Here is a 22095-nt window from a genome sequence, read left to right on the forward strand (position 1 = left end):
CAGGCTCGCCGCCGTCATCGGGCGGCTCCCGCCGGTTGCCGCTCCTGGCGCCGGCGCCGCGCATCGAGGCAGGCGCCCGCGAACGGCCACAGCGACAGGCCGGTGCCGACCGTGGCCAGCGTCGCGGCAATGGCGCAGGGCCAGCCCTGCGCCGTGCTCCATGCCCAGGCCGACACGGCGACGGCTACTGCCGCTAGCCGGCACAGCCAGGCGGTGGCGGCGGATGGCAGGGGAGAAAGAAGGCGCTGGTTGGGCGATGCAAGATAAAAACCACAGGCGCCGCCCAACCCAAGCAGCACGGCGAGCACTTGCATGGCGGGTCGGGATTATTCTGGGAAAGACAAATGATAATGATTACGATTTGTACTTGCAAGCCTGGAGAGGGAAATTTGCCCCGCAACGGTGCGTGACAAGGCGCCCTGCGCGGGCGGGCAGGGACGATCAGGCGGCGGGACGGAGGGGAAACCCCGGCGGGCGCCGGGGCAGGGCAGGCTGCGCGCGCCCCGGGGCGGGGCGGATCAACGCGCGGAAATCAGTGCGGGAACAGTTGCAGCAGGCCGTCGAGCCCGACGTGGTTGAACGCCACGCTGGCCTGCGCGCGCACCACCGGCTTGGCGCGGAACGCCACCGAGAGGCCGGCCACGGCCATCATCTTGAGGTCGTTGGAGCCGTCGCCCATGACGATGGCCTGGGCCGGATCGGCGCCGATCTGCGCGCACACCTCGCGCACCGTGCGGGCCTTCACGTCGGCGTTGACGATCTCGCCGAGCACCTGGCCGGTGAGCTTGCCGCCGACGATCTCCAGCGTGTTGGCGCGCGTGAAGTCGAGCCCCAGCCGCGGCTTGAGCTTGTCGGTGAAATGCACGAAGCCGCCCGACACCAGCAGCGTGCGCAGGCCCAGCGCCTGCACGGCCCGCAGCATGTTCTCGGCGCCCGGCGACAGGCGCAGGCGCTCTTCGTAGACGCGCTCCAGCACGCTGGCGTCGAGGCCCTTGAGCAGCGCCACGCGGCGGCGCAGGCTCTCGTTGAAATCGGTGATCTCGCCGCGCATGGCGGCCTCGGTGATGGCCGAGACCTCGGCCTTGAGGCCGCAGAAATCGGCGATCTCGTCGATGCACTCGATGGTGATGAGCGTGGAGTCCATGTCCATCGCCACCAGCCTGAAGTCCGACAGCCTGCGCCCGGCCGGCACGATGGCCCAGTCGATGGCGCGCGGGCCGCAGAAGGCGTCGAGCGCTTCGCGCAGCGCGGGCGTGAGCGGCGCGCAGTCGTCGGCGGTGGCGACCTGGCCGGTGCGCGCGGCCAGTTGCGGCGCCTGGGCCAGGGAACGCAGCGCGTCGAGGTCGGCGGCGCCGATCGGCGCGAGGCTTTGGAGAATCAGGGGCATGGCGTGGATGCGGGCGCGCGCGGCGCGCCGGGTAGCGTTGGATGCGGAATGGCAGGCCGCCGTGGCGGCAAGGACCCGTATTGTAAACGTCCGCGCGCCCGCCGGCCCCACAACCCCGCGGAGCCGATTTCGCTCAGCTCGCGCGCAGGCTGTCGATCACCTTGTGCAGGAACGATTCGCACGCGGTGAGCTGCGCCAGCTCGACGTACTCGTCCGGCTTGTGGGCCTGCTGGATATCGCCGGGGCCGCACACCACGGCCGGGATGCCGGCGCGCTGGAACAGGCCGGCCTCGGTGCCGTAGGCCACCTTGTTGACGTCGCGGTCGGCGGTCAGCGCGCGCACCAGTTGCGTGATGGCTTCCTGCTCGGCCACGTCGAGCGAGGGCGCGGCGGCGATCTTGCTGATGGCCAGGCCCGCGTCGGCATGCTCGGCGCGCATCTTCGGCAGCAGCACGTCGTTGGCGTAGGCCTGGATGCGCGCGAAGATCGCTTCCGGGTCGACCCCGGGCAGGTTGCGGAACTCGAACACGAACTCGCACAGCGCCGGGATGGTGTTGAGCGCGATGCCGCCCTGGATGGTGCCGGTCTGCGCGGTGGTGAACGGCACGTCGAAGGCCTGGTCGTAGGGGCCGTTGGCCTTGAACTCGTCGGCGATGTCGCGGATGAAGCAGATCAGGCGCGCGGCGTATTCGATGGCGTTGACGCCCCTGGGCGTGAGCGACGAATGCGCGGCCTGGCCCTTGACGCAGCAGCGGTAGGCGTTGATGCCCTTGTGCGCGACGATCACGCGCATGCTGGTGGGCTCGCCCACGATGCAGCCGGCCGGGCGCACGCCGCGCTCGCGCAGCTCGGCCAGCAGGTAGGGCGCGCCCATGCAGCCGATTTCCTCGTCGAACGACAGCGCGTAGTGCACCGGCTCGCGCAGCTTGGCCTGCAGGATGGCGGGCAGCAGCGCCAGGCTGGTGCCGATGAAGCCCTTCATGTCGCAGGTGCCGCGGCCGTACAGGCGGCCGTCGCGCATCACCGGCTTGAACGGGTCGGTGGTCCAGTTCTGGCCGTCCACCGGCACCACGTCGGTGTGGCCGGACAGCACGATGCCGCCGTCGGTGGCGCCGTTGGCGGCGGGCACGGTGACGAACAGGTTGGCCTTGTCGTTCTGCGGGTTGTAGCTCAGGTGCGGACGCAGGCCCTTGGCGAGGAAATGGTCGCGTACCGTCTCGATCAGGCCGAGGTTGGAATGGCGGCTGGTGGTGTCGTAGCTGACCAGGCGCTGGATCCAGTCGAGGGCGCTGCCGCGGGGGGCGGCGTCGGCAGGCTTGCTGAGGGTGTCGGCTTGCATGGCGGGGTGCCTTTGGTATGGCTTTGGATAAGGTGTCAAGCGGGTGATGCTACACCGCGCGCGGACCGGGGTCCATGCGTGGCGCACCATCCCGGGGCCGCCGCGTGGCGGACCCGGGAAGCGAGCAATGATCAGGCCAGTTGCCGCAGGGTGTGCTTGATGGTCTGCGCGCGCACGGCCACGTCGGCCATCTTGCCCTCGATGCGCAGCTTGTCCTGGCCGGCCAGCTTGATGTGGCGGTTCTTCTGCACCAGCTCGATGATCCTGAGCGCGTCGATGGGCGGGTTGGGCAGGAACTGCATGCTGATGGCGGTCTCGTTCGCGTCGATCTTGCGCACGCCCAGCGGCACCGCGGCGATGCGCAGGCGGTGCGTCTCGATCAGCGCCTGGGCCTGGTCCGGCAGGCGGCCGAAGCGGTCGATCAGCTCTTCCTGGATGTCGTCCACGCGCTCGGCCGTCTCGCAGTTGGCCAGCCGCTTGTACAGCGACAGGCGCTCGTGCACGTCGGTGCAGTAGTCGCTGGGCAGCAGCGCCGGCGTGCCGAGGTTGATCTCGGTGGTGGCCGCCAGCGGCGCCATCAGGTCCGGCTCCTTGCCGCCCTTGAGCGCCTTCACGGCGGCGTTGAGCATGTCGGTGTAGAGCTGGAAGCCGATCTCGTGGATCTCGCCCGACTGCTTGTCGCCGAGCACTTCGCCGGCGCCGCGGATCTCCAGGTCGTGCATGGCGAGGTAGAAGCCCGAGCCCAGTTCCTCCATCTGCTGGATCGCCTCGAGCCGGCGCTGCGCCAGCTTGCTCAGGCCGTCCACGTCGTGCACCAGCATGTAGGCGTAGGCCTGGTGGTGCGAGCGCCCGACCCGCCCGCGCAGCTGGTGCAGCTGCGCCAGGCCGAACTTGTCGGCGCGGTGGATCAGGATGGTGTTGGCGGTCGGCACGTCGATGCCGGTCTCGATGATGGTGGTGCACAGCAGGATGTTGTCGCGCCGCGCGACGAAATCGCGCATCACGCGCTCCAGTTCGCGCTCGTGCATCTGCCCGTGCGCCACCGCGATGCGCGCCTCCGGCACCAGCTCGGCGAGCTTGGCGCGCTTGTTCTCGATGGTCTCGACCTCGTTGTGCAGGAAGTAGACCTGGCCGCCGCGCTTGAGCTCGCGCAGGATGGCCTCGCGCAGCACGCCGTCTTCCTCGCGCCGCACGAAGGTCTTGATGGCCAGGCGCTTCTGCGGCGCGGTGGCGATCACGGAGAAGTCGCGCAGCCCCTCGAGCGCCATGCCCAGCGTGCGCGGGATCGGCGTGGCGGTCAGCGTCAGCACGTCGACCTCGGCGCGCAGCGTCTTGAGCGCCTCCTTCTGGCGCACGCCGAAGCGGTGTTCCTCGTCGATGATGACCAGGCCCAGGCGCTGGAAGCGCACGTCGTCGGACAGCATCTTGTGGGTGCCGATGACGATGTCGGCGGTGCCGTCGTTGATCATCTTGATGGCGCCGTCGATCTCCTTCCTGGTCTTGAAGCGCGACAGCTCGACGATGCGCACCGGCCATTCGGCGAAGCGGTCGGAGAGGTTCTGGAAATGCTGCTCGGCCAGCAGCGTGGTGGGCGCCAGCATGGCCACCTGCTTGCCGCCCATCACCGCGACGAAGGCCGCGCGCAAGGCCACCTCGGTCTTGCCGAAGCCCACGTCGCCGCACACCAGGCGGTCCATCGGCTTGCCCGAGGTCATGTCGGCGATCACCGCGGAGATGGCGGCGGCCTGGTCCGGCGTTTCCTCGAAGCCGAAGCTCTCGGCGAACTTCTCGTAGTCCCTGGGAGAGAGCGGGAACGCATGGCCCTCGCGCGCGGCGCGCCGCGCGTACAGGTTGAGCAGCTCGGCGGCGGTGTCGCGGATCTGCTGCGCGGCGCGGCGCTTGGCGCGCTCCCACTGGCCGGAGCCGAGCGAGTGCAGCGGCGCGGTGTCGGGGTCGGCGCCGGAGTAGCGCGAGATCACGTGCAGCTGGTGCACCGGCACGTAGAGCTTGCTGCCTTTCTCGTAGTCCAGGTGCAGGAATTCCTCGTTGCCCTGGCCCAGGTCCAGCGTCACCAGCCCCTGGTAGCGGCCGATGCCGTGCTCGCTGTGCACCACCGGGTCGCCGATCTTGAGCTCGGCCAGGTCGCGCACCATCGAATCGACCGCGCTGGCCTGTTCCTGCTTGCGCCGTCCGGTGCGGCGCGCCACGCCGGCGTAGAGCTCGGCCTCGGTGACGAAGGCCAGCGGCGCGCCGCCGTCGGCGGCCGGCAGCGCGAAGCCGCTCTGCAGCGGCGCCACCGCGATGGAGAAATGCGAGTCGCCGGCCAGGAACGCGGCGAAGTCGTCCACCGGCAGCGGGCGCAGGCCGCTCTCGCCGAACAGCTGCATCAGCGTCTCGCGCCGGCCGGCGGAGTCGGCGCACATCAGCACGCGCCGGTCCTTCCTGAGCAGCAGCGCCTCGAGGTTGACCAGCGGGTCTTCGGCGCGGCGGTTGACCGAGACGTCGGGCAGGGCCTCGGCCAGCGGCGCGGCGGCGGTGTTGTCGTTGGTCGCCTGCAGCACCAGGCGCGCGAGCGGCTTGGCGGCGGTGAAGAACTGCTCGTCGGAGAGGAACAGCGTGGCCGGCGTGAGCAGCGGGCGCTCGCGGTCGTGCCGCATGAAGTTGTAGCGCTGCGTGGTGTCGGCCCAGAAGCGGCGGATGGCGTCGGGCACGTCGCCCACGAAGGCAAGCTGGCTGCCCGCCGGCAGGTAGTCGAAGGCGGTCGCGGTCTGCTCGAAGAACAGCGGCAGGTAGTACTCGATGCCGGCCGACGGCACGCCGTTGCCGATGTCCTTGTAGATCGGCGACTTGGTCGGGTCGCCCTCGAACAGCTCGCGCCAGCGGCCGCGGAAGGCGGTGCGCGCGGCTTCGTCGAGCGGGAATTCGCGGCCCGGCAGCAGGCGCACTTCCTTGACCGGGTAGAGGCTGCGCTGCGTGTCGGGGTCGAACGCGCGGATGGTCTCGATCTCGTCGCCGAACAGGTCGATGCGGTAAGGCAGCGCGGAGCCCATCGGATAGAGGTCGATCAGCCCGCCGCGCACGCTGTACTCGCCGGGGCGCATCACCGCGCTGACGTGCTCGTAGCCGGCCAGCGTGAACTGCGCCTTGAGCGCGTTTTCGTCGAGCCGCTCGCCCTGCTTGAAGAAGAAGGTGTAGGCCGCCAGGAAGGCCGGCGGCGCCAGCCGGTAGAGCACGGTCTGCGCCGGCACCAGCATGATGTCGCACTGGCCGCCCTGGATGTCGTGCAGCGTGGCCAGCCGCTCGGAGACCAGGTCCTGGTGCGGCGAGAAGCTGTCGTAGGGCAGCGTTTCCCAGTCCGGCAGCAGGCGCACGCGCAGCTCCGGCGCGAACCACGGGATCTCGTCGGCCAGCCGCTGCGCGTCGGTCGCGTTGGCGCAGACCACCGCCAGCATCGGCACGCGCGCGCGGTGCTGGCGCGCGTAGGCGGCCAGCGCCAGCGCGTCGGCGGAGCCCGGCAGGCCGGCGATGGTGTGGCGCTGGCCGGCCTTGACCAAGGGCAGGCTGGCGAAAGGGACGGGACGATTGGCTTCGGGCATCAGGTACGGACTGGCGGTTGGGTGCGGAGGCCTTGCTGCGGCGGGCATTCGGCAAACGGACACCGGGGCACCGGAGCGGCAGGGCGCGGGCAATCGGGCAATCGAGCAAACGCGCGCGTATCGTCGCGTATCGTCGCGCATCGGTGGCATGGGCACGTTAGTGGACACATGTGACGCACGCATGCGGCGCCACGCACAACGCACGGCGGGCACGCGGCGGGCCACACAACGAACGCGAAACGAACGCAGGACGGCGGCAAGACGAACGAGAAAGCGCGGGCCGCGCAGCAGCGACACCCCGCCGGCATCGCGGGCGGGGTGTCGCTGCATGCAACCCGTGCCGAAGCGGGCGGCGGCGCGCTTCGGCATTGTGCTTTCATCGCCCGTTTGTCCGCGAGCGAAGGCCGTATTATAGAATGCGCACCGAATCCACGTTTCAACAGCCGTTCCAAGAGCTGCGCATCAGGAGCCGCGTTTGCCCGCCTTCCCCCCGGCGGCCAGCATCCGCTGGCCTTGCCGCGCGTCCCGTGCCCCGCGCACCCACTTCGTTTCCTTGCGCCATCCGTGTCCGTCCGCCGCTTTGCCCTGATCCCCTGTGCCGGTACCGGCAGCCGCGCCGGCGGCAGCCTGCCCAAGCAATACCAGACCGTGGCCGGCCGGCCGATGATCTGGTACGCGCTGGCTGCCTTCGCCGCCTGCGATGCCGTCAGCGCGACCGCGCTGGTGCTGGCGCCGGACGACATGCCGCTGGAGTCGCGCTTCGGCGCCGGCACGTTTGCCGGGCTGCGCTTCGATACCGCCTTCGTGGGCGGCGACACGCGCCACGCCTCGGTGCTGGCGGGCCTGCATCACCTGGCGCAGCTCGGCGCCACCGAGCGCGACTGGGTGCTTGTGCACGATGCCGCGCGCCCCGGCCTGACGCCCGCCATGATCCACGCGCTGGTGCGCGCGGTGGAAGGCGAGGGCGGTGAGGAAGACGGCCCCGACGCCGCCATCGGCGGCATCCTCGCGATCCCCGTACCCGACACGCTCAAGCGCGCCAGCGACGCGCCGGGCCAGGGCGCGGCGGTGCGCATCGGCGCCACCGTGCCGCGCGAAGGCCTGTGGCAGGCGCAGACGCCGCAGATGTTCCGCATCGGCGTGCTGCGCCAGGCCCTGCAGGAAGCGCTGGCGGCCGGCGCGGTGGTGACGGACGAGGCCAGCGCCATCGAGCGGCTGGGCTTGCATCCGCGCCTGGTGAACGGCTCGCTGCGCAACTTCAAGGTGACGTATCCGGAAGACTTCGCGCTGGCCGAGCTGCTGCTGGGCGACGCCGCCGCGCGGTCCTGATCCGCCTTGCCCATTCGAACCCCTGTCCCTGAAGGAGTGACGCTTCCATGACCCCATTCGATATCCGTGTCGGCCAAGGCTACGACGTACATGCCCTGGTGCCCGGGCGCAAGCTCATCCTGGGCGGCGTGGACATTCCCCACGACCGCGGCCTGCTGGGCCACTCCGACGCGGACGCGCTGCTCCACGCCATCACCGACGCGCTGTTCGGCGCGGCCGGCCTGGGCGACATCGGCCGCCATTTCCCCGACACCGACGCGCGCTTCGCCGGCGCCGACAGCCGCGTGCTGCTGCGCGAGGCGGCCCGGCGCGTGCGCGAGGCCGGCTACGAGATCGGCAACGTGGACGCGACGGTGATCGCGCAGGCGCCGAAGCTGGCGCCGCACGTCGGCGGCATGGTGGCCAACCTGGCCGAGGACCTCGGGCTGCCGCCCGCGAGCTGCAACGTCAAGGCCAAGACCAACGAGAAGCTCGGCTTCGAGGGGCGCCAGGAAGGCATCGTGGCGCAGGCGGTGGTGCTGATCTGGCGCGGCACGATCACGCAGCAGCAGGACTGAAGGATCGAGGGAAAACGGAGGAGCGACGCGCGCGCTCAGCCCTTGGGCGCCGCCGCGCCTTCGGGCGGCACCGCGTAGACGTAGTCGATCAGGCGGGCCATCGCGCCCGCGCGCGCGCCGGCCTCGGTGCGCTTGACGAAGCCCATCTGCTGGCACAGGCGGTTGGCGGACTTCATCTCGGGCATGGTGCGCACCAGCAGCGCGCCGGCGCCGATGTCGCGCGTGCGCTGAATGCAGACCTGCATCAGCGTGCGCCCCAGGCCCAGCCCGCGCGCCTGCGGGCTGACCGCCAGCAGCCGCGCCTCGGGCAGGGCCAGCGTGACGGTGCTGCCGTCGAGCACCGGCACGGTCGCGCCGGGATGGCAGAACAGCACGGCGCCGCTGACGCCGTGATCGGTCTCCGCCACCCACCATTCCATTTCCGAGGTGTTCGCCGCCAGCACGGACTTCATGCCCTGCTGGAACGACGCGCGGCAGTCCTCCATGATCTCCAGCTCATATTGCCCGTAGGCCTGCTGGGTCACGGCGGCGATGTCGCCCCAGTCGTGCACGGCGGCAAGACGGTAGCGAAAGCGCGGGGAAGTATGCGAAGGCAGGGTGCTCATGGTGGGGCGAAGGCTGTGACCTTGCTGGATTGTAGGCCCTTCGGAGCACAAAAGCAGTCAGTGAATTACCGACTTGGCGCGCCGGCAACAGGCGCCGGTGCGGTGGCCGTCATGATGGCCGTCATGTTGGCCAATGCGGTGGCCAACATGGCGGGAAGGCGCCTGCCTTCCCGCCCGTGGCGAGCTGCGGGGGCGTTTTGCGGGGAGTTTATTCCGCGGCGATCACGTTGGCGGCCGCCACGATCACGGCGGCGATGCGGCCCACGTCGCGCAGTTGCTGCGCGGTCATGCCCTGCTCGTTCTTGAGCAGCTGGTAGTGCGATTTGACGCAGAAATGGCACTTGCCGACGATGGACGCGGCCAGCGCGTACATCTCGAAGCGGCGCTTGTCCACGCCGCCGTGCGTGGCATACGCGTTCATGCGCAGGCCCGCGGGCTGGCTGGCCAGATCGGGGTCGTCGGCCATCTCGATGTACGGATACCAGACGTTGTTCATGCCCATCAGCGCGGCGGCGGTCAGCACCGCGTTGGTTTCCTCGGGCGACAGCACGCCGGAGTTGCGGATCGTGTCGACGAGCACGCGGCTCTTGGCGGCGAAGGCGGCGGCCAGGGCCACGGCCACGGCATCGTTGCCCTCGAGCGAGGAGCGCGCGATGGTGCCGTCGAGGTTCAGGCGGATGTCCTTGGCGTAGTCGGGAATCAGGCCCTTAATCGTGCTGATGAATTCCATACAAATCTCCTATCGGTAGGGGCTCAAAAAACCCGCCGGGGCGGGTTTCGAGACGCGGGCCGCAGCCCGCGCGCAGATCGCCGCAAACCGCCGGCCTTGTGGCACCGGCAGTTTGCGCTGCATGCAAGCCGTACTGAAGCTTACAGCGTGGCACCGCCAACGGCGCGGTTGCACGGGCACAGTTCGTCCGTTTGCAGGCCGTCCAGGATACGCAGGACTTCGTCCGGGTTGCGGCCGACGTTCAGGTTGTTCACCGACACGTGCTGGATCACGTTGTCCGGGTCGACGATGAAGGTGGCGCGCAGGGCGACGCCGGCGGCGTGGTCACGCACGCCGAGCTGGTCGATCAGCGAGCCGGTCACGTCGGCGAACTGCCATTGGTCCAGCTTGTTCAGGTCCTTGTGTTCACGGCGCCATGCCAGCTTCACGAATTCGTTGTCGGTCGAGCCGCCCAGCACGATCGCGTCGCGGTCGGCGAAGTCGCCGTTGAGCTTGGCGAAGGCAACGATTTCGGTCGGGCACACGAAGGTGAAGTCCTTCGGGTAGAAGTAAATGATCTTCCACTTGCCTTCGAACGACTTCTCGGTGATGTCTTCGAATGCCGACTGGCCATTCTCTTCATGGTTGTTGAAACCCGGCTTGACACCGACGACGTGGAAGGCTTCGATCTTGTCACCAACGGTCTTCATAGACTGCTCCTGGATGCGGTTGAAGAGAGACGCTCGCGCCGCCATCCGCCGGGGCAGAACAGCAGCGCAACGAACATGGATTATGCGTCATCCCCGGAGGCCGGGCTAATTGAAAATCTCAAAGAGCCCGATAGCCGGGGGGGCGCCTGCGCGCACCGGCCATGCGCACCGGCCAACGATGGTGGCCGCCGCATGTTGCGGCGCCATGTCAGCCGGGACACGCGCCGCGCGTGCCATGCAGGGGCATCGCGCAGGCCAGGCCGGCCGGCATCGGAAGTCTACTCCACCGGCGCGCGGCCGGCGCGCCGGTGCCGCATGGCGGCCGTGTTCAGGCGGCCTTGCCGGCCGCTTCCACGTAGGCCTGCTGCCGGCCGGCGCGGAAGATCGTCAGCGTGGCGGCCAGCCCGCACGCGGCGGCGAACATCAGCCACAGGCCGGGCGCGGCCTTGTTGCCGGTGCTGTGGATCAGGTAGGTGGAGATCGCCGGCGTGAAGCCGCCGAACAGCGCCGTGGCGAGGCTGTACGCCAGCGAGAAGCCGGCCGTGCGCACCGCCGGCGGCATCACTTCGGTCAGCGCCACCACCATCGCGCCGTTATAGCCGCCGTACAGGAAGGACAGCCACAGCTCCACCATCAGCAGGCGGCCGAACGACGGCTCGGCCACCAGCCACGATACCGCCGGATAGGCCGTGGCCAGCGTGAGGACGGTGAACAGGATCAGCATCGGCTTGCGGCCCACGCGGTCCGACACGGCGCCCATCAGCGGCAGCCAGATGAAGTTGGACAGGCCGATGCACATGGTGACGATCAGGTTGTCCACGTCGTCGAGCTTGAGCACGGTCTTGCCGAAGGTCGGCGTGTAGGCCGTGATCATGTAGAACGACACCGTGGTCATCACCACCAGCAGGCAGCCGGCCACGATGATGCGCCAGTTGGCGGCCATCGAGCGGTAGATCTCGCCCACGCTCGGGCGGTGCTTGCGTGCCTTGAATTCCTCGGTCTCTTCCAGCGAGCGGCGGATCAGGAACAGGAACGGCACGATCAGGCAGCCGATCACGAACGGCACGCGCCAGCCCCATTCGCCCATCTGCTCGGGCGACAGCAGCGCGTGCAGCGCCACGCCCAGCAGACCGGCGAAGATCACCGCGACCTGCTGGCTGGCCGACTGCCAGGCCACGTAGAAGCCCTTCTTGCCGGGCTGGGCGATTTCCGCCAGGTAGACCGACACGCCGCCGAGCTCGACGCCGGCGGAAAAGCCCTGCAGCAGGCGCCCGGCCAGCACCAGCAGCGGCGCGGCCACGCCGATCGAGGCATAACCCGGCACGCAGGCGATCAGCAGGGTGCCGCACGCCATCAGCACCAGCGTCAGGATCAGGCCCTTGCGGCGGCCGTGGTGGTCGATGTAGGCGCCCAGCACGATCGCGCCGAGCGGGCGCATCAGGAAGCCCGCGCCGAAGGTCGCGAGCGAAAGCATCAGGGAAGCGAATTCGTTGCCGCTCGGAAAGAACGTCCTGGCGATGGCGGCGGCGTAGAAGCCGTACACCATGAAATCGTACATTTCCAGGAAGTTGCCGCTGACAACGCGGAACACGGTACGGAACCCGTGCTGCTGGGACGTGGAGCTTGACATGTGGCTGTCTCTCGCAGGCGCCGCCGGTCAGTCCCGGCGGCTTGATTGTGGTGGTTTCTGTCAGCCTTGCGGGGAGGCCGCGCGCGTGGCTGCGCGGTGCCGTGGGCGGCGGTCCGGCTGATGGCGGGAGTTTGCGCCGGGGCGCTGTCAATCCGCTGTCAAAGGCCTTTCAAATTGATATCAGCGGCTGTCGAAAACCTGTCAGTCGCCGGCGCGGGTGTGGGGAGGGGCACTTGCGGCGGGCTTTCCGGGCGCAGGGCTGGGGCGGAAATGCGGAAGGCCATTTCGCGATGCCCGCGCGGGGCACTGCGAAATGGCCTTCGATGCGACGACGCCAGGATCCTCTTGAAACGGCTGCTAGGCGCGCCGAAAAAATGCGCTCACCACCAGCCCGGTCTCGGGCGGCGGCCGGTTGGCCAGCATCAGCCGGCCGCCGTTGCGCTGCAGGATGCGGTTGACGATCGACATCCCCAGCCCCGCGCCCTTGGCCTCGCTGCGCGCGCCGTCGAGCCGGTAGAACGGGCGCGTGAGCAGCGGCAGCTGCGCCTCGGGCACGCCGCTGCCGTTGTCGGCCACGGTCAGCACCGCTTCCTTGTCTTCGATGCGGGTGCTGATCTCGACCACCGCCACGCCGTTGTCCTCGGCCTTGGCGTAGCGCCGCGCGTTCTCCACGAGGTTGTCGAGGATGCGCTGTACTTCCATGCGGTTGGCCACCGCCATCACGGGCTCGCCCGCGCGCACGTGCACCTGCACGTCGTCGTGCGCGCCGTAGACGCCCACCGCGTCCTGCACCAGCGCCGACAGGTCGACCGGCTCCACCGTTTCCAGCGCGGGGCGGGCGTAATTGAGGAACTGGCCGATGATCGCGTCCATCTGCTCGATGTCGGCGATCATCGCCTCGCGCGTGGCGTCGTCCACGGGCGACATCTCGGTCTCCAGCCGCAGCCGCGTGAGCGGCGTGCGCAGGTCGTGCGAGATGCCGGCCAGCATGACCACGCGGTCGTCGTCGAGCTGGCGCAGGTCGCGCACCATCTGGTTGAAGCTGTGGTTGGCCAGCGCCACTTCGCTGGCGCCGTGCTCGGGCAGCGTGGGCGGGTCGCCGCCGCCGCCGATGGCGCGCGCCGCGTTGGCCAGCCGCTTGAGCGGATGGTTGACCAGCGAGGTGATGAAGGCGGCGCCGATGATCGACAGCAGCAGCGCGGCGATGCTCCACCACAGCCACTGGATGCCGGGCACGCGCTCGAAGCGCTCGGGGCTGATCGCCACCCAGTAGTCGTCGCCCTCGATCTCGAAGCTGACCCACACGCCGGGAATGTCGTTGACGGTGGTGGCGATCACGGTGTCCTCGCCGAGCCGGCCGCGGATCTCCTGCTGCACCAGCTGGGTCAGGAACGGGTTGGTCGTGGGCCGGGAGAAATCGTCGTCCTTCTCGCGCGGGTAGACCTTGATGCCTTCGTTCTGCACCAGGTCGAGCAGCAGGAAGCGCCGCCGCGCGGGGTCGGAATAGAGCAGGGCGGCGCGCGTGAGCTTGACCACGCTGACCACCTGCATGGCGATCTGCTGGGCGCGCGGCGCGCGCTCGAACAGCCGGTAGCTCTGGAACCAGATACCGAGCGAAAGCGCCAGCAGGAGGGCGATCAGCATGAAGGTCCGCCAGAACAGCGAACCGAACAGGCGTGTGGCCGCGCGGCCGAGGGCGGTCGCCATGCGCGGCGCCTTACTTCACGCCATCGGGAATGAATACGTAGCCGAGCCCCCAGACGGTCTGGATGAACCTCGGGTTGCCCGGATCGGGTTCGATCAGCTTGCGCAGGCGCGAGATCTGCACGTCGAGGCTGCGGTCGAAGACTTCATATTCGCGCCCGCGCGCCATTTCCATGAGCTTCTCGCGCGACAGCGGCTGGCGCGGATGGCGGGCGAACACCTTGAGCACCGAGAATTCGCCGGTGGTCAGCGTGATCTCCTCGTCGTTCTTGGTCAGCGTGCGCGTGGCCAGGTTGAGCACGAAGTCGCCGAAGGCGAAGGTCTCCGGCGTTTCCGAAGGCGCGCCGGGCACCTCGGCCGGACCCTTGCGGCGCAGCACGGCGTGGATGCGGGCGATCAGCTCGCGCGGGTTGAACGGCTTGGGCAGGTAGTCGTCGGCGCCCATCTCGAGGCCGACGATGCGGTCCACGTCCTCGCCCTTGGCGGTGAGCATGATGATCGGGGTCTGGTCATTGGCTCCGCGCAGGCGGCGGCAGATCGACAGGCCATCCTCGCCGGGCATCATCAGGTCGAGGACCAGCAGGTCGAAACGCTCGCGCAGCCAGAGCTTGTTCATCGCGGTGGCGTTTTCCGCTACCAGTACCGTGAAGCCCTGTTCGCCAAGGTAGCGGCGCAGCAGGTCGCGCAGACGGGGATCGTCGTCCACGACGAGAATCTTGTGGCTGGTATTTTCCATGGCGGTATCTTAGCGACAATCGCTTTCGCTCAAAATGGCTTAACAAAAGGTTACATACTTTACCCCGTGGCATGGCGGCGCGCATCCGGCGTCCTTGTACACTGCCGCATACCGTTTCCGCAGCCGCGCCCGCGCGCGCTCGTACCGCGGCTTTGCCGCGGCTTGTACTGCGGCTCGCACCGCGGGTTTTGCCGCAGTTCGTGCCGCTTGCGCGGGTGTCGCCGTGCACGACCCCGGGCAATACCGGAGGATGCGCGCGGCGGGGCAACGGGATCTCCTGCTTCCGGCAGGCCGGCCGGCCGCCGTTCCAGAAGCGAAAACCGCCATTATCAATGAAAGTTACCCGCAAGCGCGCCGGGATTTCTCTTTATCGTACCGGCGCGGCGGTGGCATTGCTGCTCGCCGCCGGCGCCGGCCATGCCCAGTCGCCGGGCATGGCGCATCTGCTGCAGAGTCCGGGGCGGGCCGCCGCGCCCAATCCCCCCGCCCGCGACGGCTTCGCGCGCAACGAGCGCGAGCGCTTCGGCCAGGACGAGGCGCGCGCCCGCGCCGGCAAGTACCGCGCCGAGCGCGATCTCAACGAACGGCTGTCGCGCGACCAGTCCAACGACAAGCTCTCGCCCGACGAGCGCCGCAAGCTGCGCCAGAACCTCTATGACCTCGGGCGGGAGATGTACCAGGGCGGCTGACGCCGCGCCCGCCGCATGCCCGCCCCTTGCCCGCACCATGCCTGCGCGGGCTTGCCGGCCTTCCGGCGGGGCGTTGTGATTGGCATGCCTCTTACCGATCCGGCTCGCGGCGCCTAGCCGCGCGGCTGGAAATGCCGCAGGAAATCCACGAACGTTTCCGCCGCGAGCTGGGCATCGGCGGCGGTGATGGTCTCCAGCGGGTTGTGGCTGATGCCGCCGTTGCCGCAGCGCACGAACAGCATGGCCACGTCGGTGATGCGCTGCATCATCATGGCGTCGTGGCCGGCGCCCGAGGGCAGCTCGAACGCTTCCAGCCCGCGCTTTTTCAGCACCGCGCCGAACTGGTCCATCAGCCAGCGCGCGCACGGCGCGTTGTTGACCGGCGCCACGCGCTCCACCTCGGCGGCCAGGCCGCGCCGCGCGGCGATGGCCTCGATGCCGGCCAGGATGTCGGCGATGGCGGCTTCGCGGATGCCGTCCTCGCCGGCGCGGATGTCCATCGAGAACACGCACTCGCCGGGAATGACGTTGCTCGACCCGTTCGGCACCTGCAACTGGCCCACGGTGCCCACCAGCGTGGGTGCCGCGCCGCAGCGGCGCTCCACCAGCAGCACCATCTCGGCCGCCGCGGCGGCGGCGTCCTTGCGCATGGTCATCGGCGTGGTGCCGGCGTGGCTGGCCAGACCGCGCACGCGCACCTGGAAGCGGCTGCTGCCGGCGATCTGGGTGACGACGCCCAGCGGCAGTTCGTGGTGCAGCAGCACCGGGCCCTGTTCGATGTGGACCTCGACGAAGCCGTGCAGCATGGCGGGATCGACCGCCGCGGCCCGCAGCGCGTCGAGGCTGCCCGCGCCCGGCAGGCCGGAGGCGGCCAGCGCCTCGCGCAGCGTCACGCCGTCGGCGTCGGCGCGCGCCAGCAGGGCCGGGTCGAAGCGGCCGGCCAGCACGCTGCTGGCCAGGAAACTGGTCTTGAAGCGCAGCCCTTCTTCCTCGGCGAAGGCGACCACGTCGAAGTGATAGGGCAGGCGGATGCCGGCCGCGTTGAGCGCGCCCGCCACCGCCACCGGCAGCAGGATGCCGAGCCGGCCGTCGTAGCGGCCGCCGTTGCGCACCGTATCGAAGTGCGAGCCGGTCATCAGCACGCGCGCCGCCTCGCCCGCGGCGGGGTCGGCGGCGTAGCGGCCGATCACGTTGCCGATGGCGTCGATGCGCACCGCCATGCCGGCCGCGCGCATCCACTCGGCCAGTTGCGCCTGCGCGGCGCGGTGGGCCGGGGTCAGGTAGGCGCAGGTCAGGCCGCCTTCCATGTCCGAGAAGCGGGCCAGCGCGTCGGCCTGGTCGAGGATGGTCTGGCCGAGCGGGGCGCCGGCTTGCGGGAGCGGAGTGGACTGGGTCATGACAGGAAAGAAAAGCGTGCCAGCAGCGCCGCGCCCCCGGCGGGCGGGCGGCGCGAAGCGGGAATGGCGAAATGGGGGTGAAACCGGGATGATAACGCCGCCGGCGCGCTCAATTCTCGCGGCAAGCCACGCCCCTGGCGCGCCCGGCGCGCGTCAGCGGTTGCGCAGCCACGTCTTCCACGCGATCCACAGCTTGCGCATGGGCGTGAGCGAGATGCGCTGGTTCAGCACCTGGAAGTCGCTCGCCTCCAGCTCGTCGAGCAGCGCCTGGTGGATCGCGCCCATCACCAGCGCGGCGCGCTGGGCGCGGCGGTCGGCGCGCGGCAGCAGCGCCAGCGCCTCGCGGTGCAGCGCGCGGGCCTGCCCGGCGCGCTCGCGCATCAGCGCCGCGAAGCGCTCCGAATGCGTGCCGCGCGTGATCTCGGCCGCCGGCACCTGGAAGCGCTGCATGGTGTTGACGGGCAGGTAGATGCGCCCGCGCCGGGCGTCCTCGCCCACGTCGCGCAGGATGTCGACCAGCCGCAGCGACAGGCCGAGCTTTTCGGCGAATGCCAGCGTGCTGGGGTCCTGGCAGCCCAGCAGGCGCGCGCTCATGGTGCCGACCACGCCGCCCACGTGATGGCAATAGCGGGCCAGCGCGATGTCGTCGAGGTAGCGCGACTGGGCGAGGTCCATCTCCATGCCTTCGAGCACCTCGCCGAACATCGCCTGCGTCAGCCCGGCGGCCTGCGCGTGGGGCTGGAGCGCCTTCGTGACCGGATGGCTGGGCGCGCCCATGAACATCTGGCCGATCTCGTTGCGCCACCAGGCCAGTTGCTGGTGCGCCACGCTGGCGTCCTGGGTGTCGTCGACGGCATCGCCGATCTCACGGCACCAGGCGTGCAGCGCCGTCATCGCCTGGCGCTGCGCGGGCGGCAGGAACAGGAAGCTGTAATAGAGGCTGGAGCCGCTGCGGGCGGCTTTGTCTTGGCAATACTGATCGGGCGTCACGCCGGTCTCGGTCGGTGAAGTGGGGGCATCCGCGGGGGGCATCCGCGCCGGGCGGCGGGGCCGCCCGGGGAACGCGGCGGATTGTAGCACCGCGCCCGCGCCGGCCCGCATGCGCCGGGCGCGCCGCTGCGACAATCCGCCGCGCTTGCCGCCATCGCCTGCCGGTGGTGTCCGGGACGGTCGGCAAGCGCCGCCGCGGGCGCTTTAGAGGGCTTCCCCCACGGAGCGCCGTTTGACGCATTCGGGTCCACCCCGCTATATTGCTGACCGGCGGGTTATTAATTGCCCCGCCGGCTCTCGCTGTGCCCGCAGTCCCACCGATCTCACGCTCAATTCATGCCAGTGCCTTGCCCCAGGCCGGACGTCGCGGCCGCCGAAGTGTTTTCTTCCTCGCTTTCCGCGCCCGCCGGCCGAGTCGGCCGGGCCGCCCGGAGCGCGCGCGGCCTGGCTGCCTGCCTGGCCGCGGCTGGCCTGCTGGCGGTGCTGGCGGCCTGCAGCCCCAAGCCGGAGCCGGCCCCGGAAGTCCGCCCGGTGCGCCTGATGCGCCTGCAGGCGGGCGCCGGCAAGACCGATTTCGAGTTCTCCGGCGACGTGCGGCCCCGCATCGAGTCGCGCCTGGGCTTCCGCGTGGGCGGCAAGATCGCCGCCCGGCTGGTCGACGTGGGCGCCACGGTGCGCAAGGGCCAGCCGCTGGCGCGGCTCGACCCGACCGACCTGGGCCTGGCCGAGGCCGGCTCGCGCGCGCAGTTCGACGCCGCCCGGACCGACCGCGACCTCGCCGAGGCCGATCTCAAGCGCTACAACGACCTGTTCGCCAAGGGCTTCATCAGCGCCGCCGAGCAGCAGCGCCGCCAGGCTACCTTCGACTCCGCCGTGTCGCGCCTGCGCCAGGCCGAGGCCGGCCTGCGCAACCAGTCCAACCAGACCGCCTATGCCGTGCTGCCCGCCGATGCCGACGGCGTGGTCACGGCCATCGACGCCGAGGTCGGCCAGGTGGTCACGCCCGGACAGCCGGTGGTGCGCGTGGCGCAGACCGCCGAGAAGGAAGTGGCCGTGGGGCTGCCCGAAGACCAGGTCGAGCGCCTGCGCGGCATCTCGGACGTGACGGTGCGCACCTGGGCCGAGCCGGGCCGCCCGCTGCCGGGCCGCGTGCGCGAGATCGCGCCGATGGCCGACCCGGTCACGCGCACCTACGCCGCGCGCGTCAGCGTGCCCAACCCGCCGGCCGACTTCAAGTTCGGCATGACCGCGGTGGTGACGTTTACGCGCACCGGCGACAGCGCCGCGCTGCGCGTGCCGCTGTCCGCGCTGCTGCAACAGGGCGGCGGCAACCAGGTCTGGATCTACGAGGCCGCCGCCAACGCGGTGGCCGGCACCGTGCGGCCGGTCAGCGTGACGCTGGGCGAGCCGCAGGGCAACGAGGTGCAGGTCACGCGGGGGCTGGCGCCGGGGCAGACCATCGTCACCGCCGGCGTGCACCTGCTCAAGCCCGGCCAGAAGGTGAAGCCGCTGCCGTCGGTGGCGCCCGCCACCGCGCGCAACTGAGGCGCGCGGCATGGAACATTCCCGCTTCAACCTCTCGCGCTGGGCGCTCGAGCACCAGCCGCTGACGCGCTACCTGCTGGTGGTGCTGCTGCTGGGCGGCCTGTTCGCCTACTTTCAGCTCGGCCAGGACGAAGACCCGCCGTTCACGTTCCGCGTGATGGTGGTGCAGGCCTACTGGCCCGGCGCCACCGCCGAGCAGATCGCCGTGCAGGTCACCGACAAGATCGAGCGCCAGCTGCAGGAAGTGCCCTACGCCGACAAGATCCGCAGCTTCTCCAAGCCCGGCGAGACCACGGTGATCTTCCAGCTCAAGGACACCTCGCCGGCCAAAGAGACCGCGCAGATCTGGTACACCGTGCGCAAGAAGGTCGGCGACATCGCGCAGACGCTGCCGGCCGGCGTGCGCGGGCCGTTCTTCAACGACGAGTTCGGCGACGTGTACGGCTCGATCTACGCGCTGTCCGCCGACGGCTTCAACTACAAGGAACTGCGCGAGTACGCCGACCTGGTGCGCCAGCAGCTGCTGCGCGTGCCCGCGGTGGCCAAGGTGGCGCTGATCGGGCTGCAGGACGAGAAGATCTTCATCGAGTTCAACCAGGCCCGCTTCGCCCAGCTCGGGCTCGACATCAACGCCATCGCCGACCAGATCTCGCAGCAGAACGGCATGAACGCCAGCGGCGTGCTGGTGACGCCCGGCGACAACCTGCAGGTGCGCCTGTCGGGCCAGTTCGCCGACGTGGCCGACCTGGAGAACCTGGTGCTGCGCGGACCCAGCGGCGTCGCCAACATCCGCCTCGGCGACATCGCCCACGTCTACCGCGGCTACGTGGACCCGCCGCAGAGCAAGATGCGCTTCCAGGGCAAGGAAGTGATCGGCCTCGGCATCTCGATGGAGAAGGGCGGCGACATCATCGCGCTGGGCAAGAACCTGCGCGCGGCGATGGACGGCCTGCGCGGGCAGCTGCCGGTCGGCATCGAGCTCGATCAGGTGCAGAACCAGCCCGAGGCGGTGGAACGCTCGGTGGGCGAGTTCGTGCACGTGCTGATCGAGGCGGTGGTGATCGTGCTGGGCGTGAGCTTCGTCTCGCTCGGCCTGCACACCCGGCCGCTGCGCCTGGACGCGCGGCCCGGGCTGGTGGTGGCGCTGACCATCCCGCTGGTGCTGGCAGTGACCTTCCTGTTCATGAACCTGTTCGGCATCGGCCTGCACAAGATCTCGCTCGGCGCGCTGATCGTGGCGCTCGGGCTGCTGGTGGACGACGCCATCATCGCGGTGGAGATGATGGTGCGCAAGCTGGAGGAAGGCTTCTCCAAGATGGAGGCCGCCACCTTCGCCTACACCTCCACCGCCATGCCGATGCTGACCGGCACGCTGATCACCGCCGCCGGCTTCCTGCCGGTGGGGCTGGCGCGCTCGACGGTGGGCGAATACACCTTCGCCATCTTCGCCGTGACGGCGCTGGCGCTGGCGCTGTCGTGGCTGGCCGCGGTCTATTTCACGCCCTACCTGGGCTACCTGCTGCTCAAGGCCCGCCCGGCCGGCGAGGGCGCCCAGCACGAGGTCTTCGACACGCCGTTCTACAACCGCTTCCGGCGGCTGGTGCACTGGTGCGTGACCTGGCGCAAGACCGTGATCGCGGTCACGCTGGTGGCTTTCGGCCTCGGCCTCTATGCCTTCAAGTTCGTCGAGAAGCAGTTCTTCCCGGACTCCAGCCGCCCCGAGCTGATGGTGGAATTGTGGCTGCCCGAAGGCAGCAGCTTCGCCCAGACCGAGGCCGAGACCCGGCGCTTCGAGCGCGCGCTGCGCGACGACCGCGAGATCGCCAGCCTGGCCAGCTTCGTCGGCACCGGCGCGCCGCGCTTCTACCTGCCGCTCGACCAGATCTTCCCGCAGAGCAACGTGGCGCAGGTGATCGTGCTGCCGGCCGACGTGGCCCTGCGCGAGCGTGTGCGCCAGCGCGTGACCGACCTGCTGGCCAGCGATTTCCCGCACCTGCGCGGGCGCGTCAAGCTGCTGCCCAACGGGCCGCCCGTGGCCTATCCGGTGCAGTTCCGCGTGATCGGCCCCGAAGCGGCCGGCGTGCGCAAGCTGGCCGATGAGGTCAAGGCGGTGATGAGCGCCAACCCCAACACGCAGGGCGTCAACGACAACTGGAACGAGAGCGTCAAGGTGCTGCGCCTGGACATCGACCAGGACAAGGCGCGCGCGCTCGGCGTGAGCAGCACCGCCATCGCGCGCGTGACCCAGACCGTGCTCACCGGCGTGGCGGTCGGCCAGTACCGCGACGGCGACAAGCTGATCGACATCCTGATGCGCGCCCCGCGCAACGAGCGCGACGCCATGTCCGACCTGCAGAACGTGCAGGTGCCCACCGCCAGCGGCCGCGTGGTGCCGCTGACCCAGGTGGCGCGCATCGCGTTCCGCTCCGAGCCCGGCGTGGTCTGGCGCGAGAACCGCGACTTCGGCGTGACCGTGCAGTCCGACGTGGTCGAAGGCATCCAGGGCCCCACCGTGACCGCGCAGATCAATCCCAGGCTCGACGCGCTGCGCGCGCAATTGCCGCCCGGCTACCGCATCACGGTCGCCGGCGCCGAGGAAGAAAGCGGCAAGGCCGGCGCCTCCATCGCGGCGCAGCTGCCGCTGTGCATCTTCATCATCTTCACGCTGCTGATGCTGCAATTGCACAGCTTCTCGCGCGCGCTGATGGTGTTCCTGACCGGCCCGCTCGGCCTGATCGGCGCCGCCGCCACGCTGCTGCTGCTGCGCGCGCCGATGGGCTTCGTCGCCCAGCTCGGCATCACCGCGCTGCTCGGCATGATCATCCGCAACTCGGTGATCCTGGTCGATCAGATCGAGCAGGACATCCGCGGCGGCGCGCCGGCCTGGGAAGCCATCGTCGAATCGGCGGTGCGCCGCTGCCGCCCCATCATCCTGACCGCGGCGGCCGCCGTGCTGGCCATGATCCCGCTCTCGCGCTCGGCCTTCTGGGGCCCGATGGCGGTGGCCATCATGGGCGGCCTGATCGTCGCCACGGCGCTCACGCTGCTGTTCCTGCCGGCGCTGTACGCGGCGTGGTTCAGGGTGAAGGCGCCGGAGGCGGGGGCGGTGGTGGCGCGCTGATGCAGCCGGCAGGGCCGCGCAAGCCTGCGCGGCCCTGTTTCGTGCCGGGAC

At 69.9% G+C, this 22095-nt stretch carries 17 protein-coding genes; 5 read left to right on the forward strand and 12 right to left on the reverse strand.

All coding sequences use genetic code 11. The features are described from left to right. Positions 1 to 14: 14 nt before the first annotated feature. The 4 genes from K206_RS41345 to mfd all read right to left on the reverse strand — a co-directional run bounded on the left by K206_RS41345 (position 15) and on the right by mfd (position 6322). Complete coding sequence (locus tag K206_RS41345) at positions 15 to 314, reverse strand: hypothetical protein (RefSeq protein WP_081651315.1); 300 nt, start codon at positions 312 to 314, stop codon at positions 15 to 17. Between the two features lie 218 nt (positions 315 to 532). Further along, complete coding sequence (serB, locus tag K206_RS0104605) at positions 533 to 1387, reverse strand: phosphoserine phosphatase SerB (RefSeq protein WP_020201238.1); 855 nt, start codon at positions 1385 to 1387, stop codon at positions 533 to 535. A gap of 133 nt (positions 1388 to 1520) precedes the next feature. Further along, positions 1521 to 2726, reverse strand: a complete 1206-nt coding sequence (gene argE / locus K206_RS0104610) for an acetylornithine deacetylase (protein ID WP_020201239.1) — start codon at positions 2724 to 2726, stop codon at positions 1521 to 1523. A 131-nt stretch (positions 2727 to 2857) separates the two neighbouring features. Then, positions 2858 to 6322: a transcription-repair coupling factor gene (gene mfd / locus K206_RS0104615; RefSeq protein ID WP_020201240.1), complete on the reverse strand. Its 3465-nt coding sequence runs from the start codon at positions 6320 to 6322 to the stop codon at positions 2858 to 2860. A gap of 564 nt (positions 6323 to 6886) precedes the next feature. On the opposite strand from mfd, the gene ispD reads away from it, so the two are divergent. Together ispD and ispF are read left to right on the forward strand one after the other, a co-directional pair. Next, the gene (ispD, locus tag K206_RS0104620) at positions 6887 to 7651 is read left to right on the forward strand and encodes a 2-C-methyl-D-erythritol 4-phosphate cytidylyltransferase (RefSeq protein WP_020201241.1); all 765 of its coding nucleotides are present in this window, start codon (positions 6887 to 6889) and stop codon (positions 7649 to 7651) included. Between the two features lie 47 nt (positions 7652 to 7698). After that, entirely contained in the window at positions 7699 to 8208 is a 510-nt protein-coding gene (ispF, locus tag K206_RS0104625) for a 2-C-methyl-D-erythritol 2,4-cyclodiphosphate synthase (protein WP_020201242.1), read from the forward strand. A gap of 35 nt (positions 8209 to 8243) precedes the next feature. On the opposite strand, the gene K206_RS0104630 is transcribed toward ispF, so the two are convergent. The 6 genes from K206_RS0104630 to ompR form a co-directional block, all read right to left on the reverse strand. After that, a complete protein-coding gene (locus tag K206_RS0104630; protein ID WP_020201243.1) occupies positions 8244 to 8813 on the reverse strand; it encodes a GNAT family N-acetyltransferase in 570 nt (189 codons plus the stop codon). A 208-nt stretch (positions 8814 to 9021) separates the two neighbouring features. Beyond that, a complete protein-coding gene (locus K206_RS0104635) occupies positions 9022 to 9543 on the reverse strand; it encodes a carboxymuconolactone decarboxylase family protein (RefSeq protein WP_020201244.1) in 522 nt (173 codons plus the stop codon). 140 nt (positions 9544 to 9683) lie between these two features. After that, the gene (locus K206_RS0104640; RefSeq protein ID WP_020201245.1) at positions 9684 to 10232 is read right to left on the reverse strand and encodes a peroxiredoxin; all 549 of its coding nucleotides are present in this window, start codon (positions 10230 to 10232) and stop codon (positions 9684 to 9686) included. Between the two features lie 328 nt (positions 10233 to 10560). Next, positions 10561 to 11862, reverse strand: a complete 1302-nt coding sequence (locus K206_RS0104645) for an MFS transporter (protein WP_029043236.1) — start codon at positions 11860 to 11862, stop codon at positions 10561 to 10563. A 357-nt stretch (positions 11863 to 12219) separates the two neighbouring features. Beyond that, positions 12220 to 13569, reverse strand: a complete 1350-nt coding sequence (locus tag K206_RS0104650; protein ID WP_020201247.1) for an ATP-binding protein — start codon at positions 13567 to 13569, stop codon at positions 12220 to 12222. 10 nt (positions 13570 to 13579) lie between these two features. Next, positions 13580 to 14302, reverse strand: coding sequence for a two-component system response regulator OmpR (gene ompR, locus K206_RS0104655; RefSeq protein ID WP_006576352.1), 723 nt, complete (start codon positions 14300 to 14302; stop codon positions 13580 to 13582). Between the two features lie 332 nt (positions 14303 to 14634). Here ompR and K206_RS0104660 point away from each other — a divergent pair, with 332 nt between their 5' ends. Next, positions 14635 to 14991: a hypothetical protein gene (locus tag K206_RS0104660; protein WP_029043237.1), complete on the forward strand. Its 357-nt coding sequence runs from the start codon at positions 14635 to 14637 to the stop codon at positions 14989 to 14991. Positions 14992 to 15104: 113 nt separating this feature from the next. Here K206_RS0104660 and K206_RS0104665 read toward each other — a convergent pair whose 3' ends face one another. Together K206_RS0104665 and hpnD are read right to left on the reverse strand one after the other, a co-directional pair. Beyond that, entirely contained in the window at positions 15105 to 16388 is a 1284-nt protein-coding gene (locus K206_RS0104665) for a Zn-dependent hydrolase (RefSeq protein ID WP_020201249.1), read from the reverse strand. Positions 16389 to 16541: 153 nt separating this feature from the next. Beyond that, a complete protein-coding gene (hpnD, locus tag K206_RS0104670) occupies positions 16542 to 17378 on the reverse strand; it encodes a presqualene diphosphate synthase HpnD (RefSeq protein WP_020201250.1) in 837 nt (278 codons plus the stop codon). A gap of 336 nt (positions 17379 to 17714) precedes the next feature. Here hpnD and K206_RS0104675 point away from each other — a divergent pair, with 336 nt between their 5' ends. Both K206_RS0104675 and K206_RS0104680 read left to right on the forward strand, forming a co-directional pair. Beyond that, entirely contained in the window at positions 17715 to 18923 is a 1209-nt protein-coding gene (locus tag K206_RS0104675) for an efflux RND transporter periplasmic adaptor subunit (RefSeq protein ID WP_029043238.1), read from the forward strand. A 10-nt stretch (positions 18924 to 18933) separates the two neighbouring features. Then, on the forward strand, positions 18934 to 22044 hold the full coding sequence (locus K206_RS0104680; protein ID WP_020201252.1) for an efflux RND transporter permease subunit: 3111 nt from the start codon (positions 18934 to 18936) through the stop codon (positions 22042 to 22044). The last annotated feature ends 51 nt before the right edge of the window (positions 22045 to 22095 follow it).

This window comes from Cupriavidus sp. WS (assembly GCF_000395345.1).
GTDB classification, from domain to species: Bacteria; Pseudomonadota; Gammaproteobacteria; order Burkholderiales; family Burkholderiaceae; genus Cupriavidus; species Cupriavidus basilensis_B.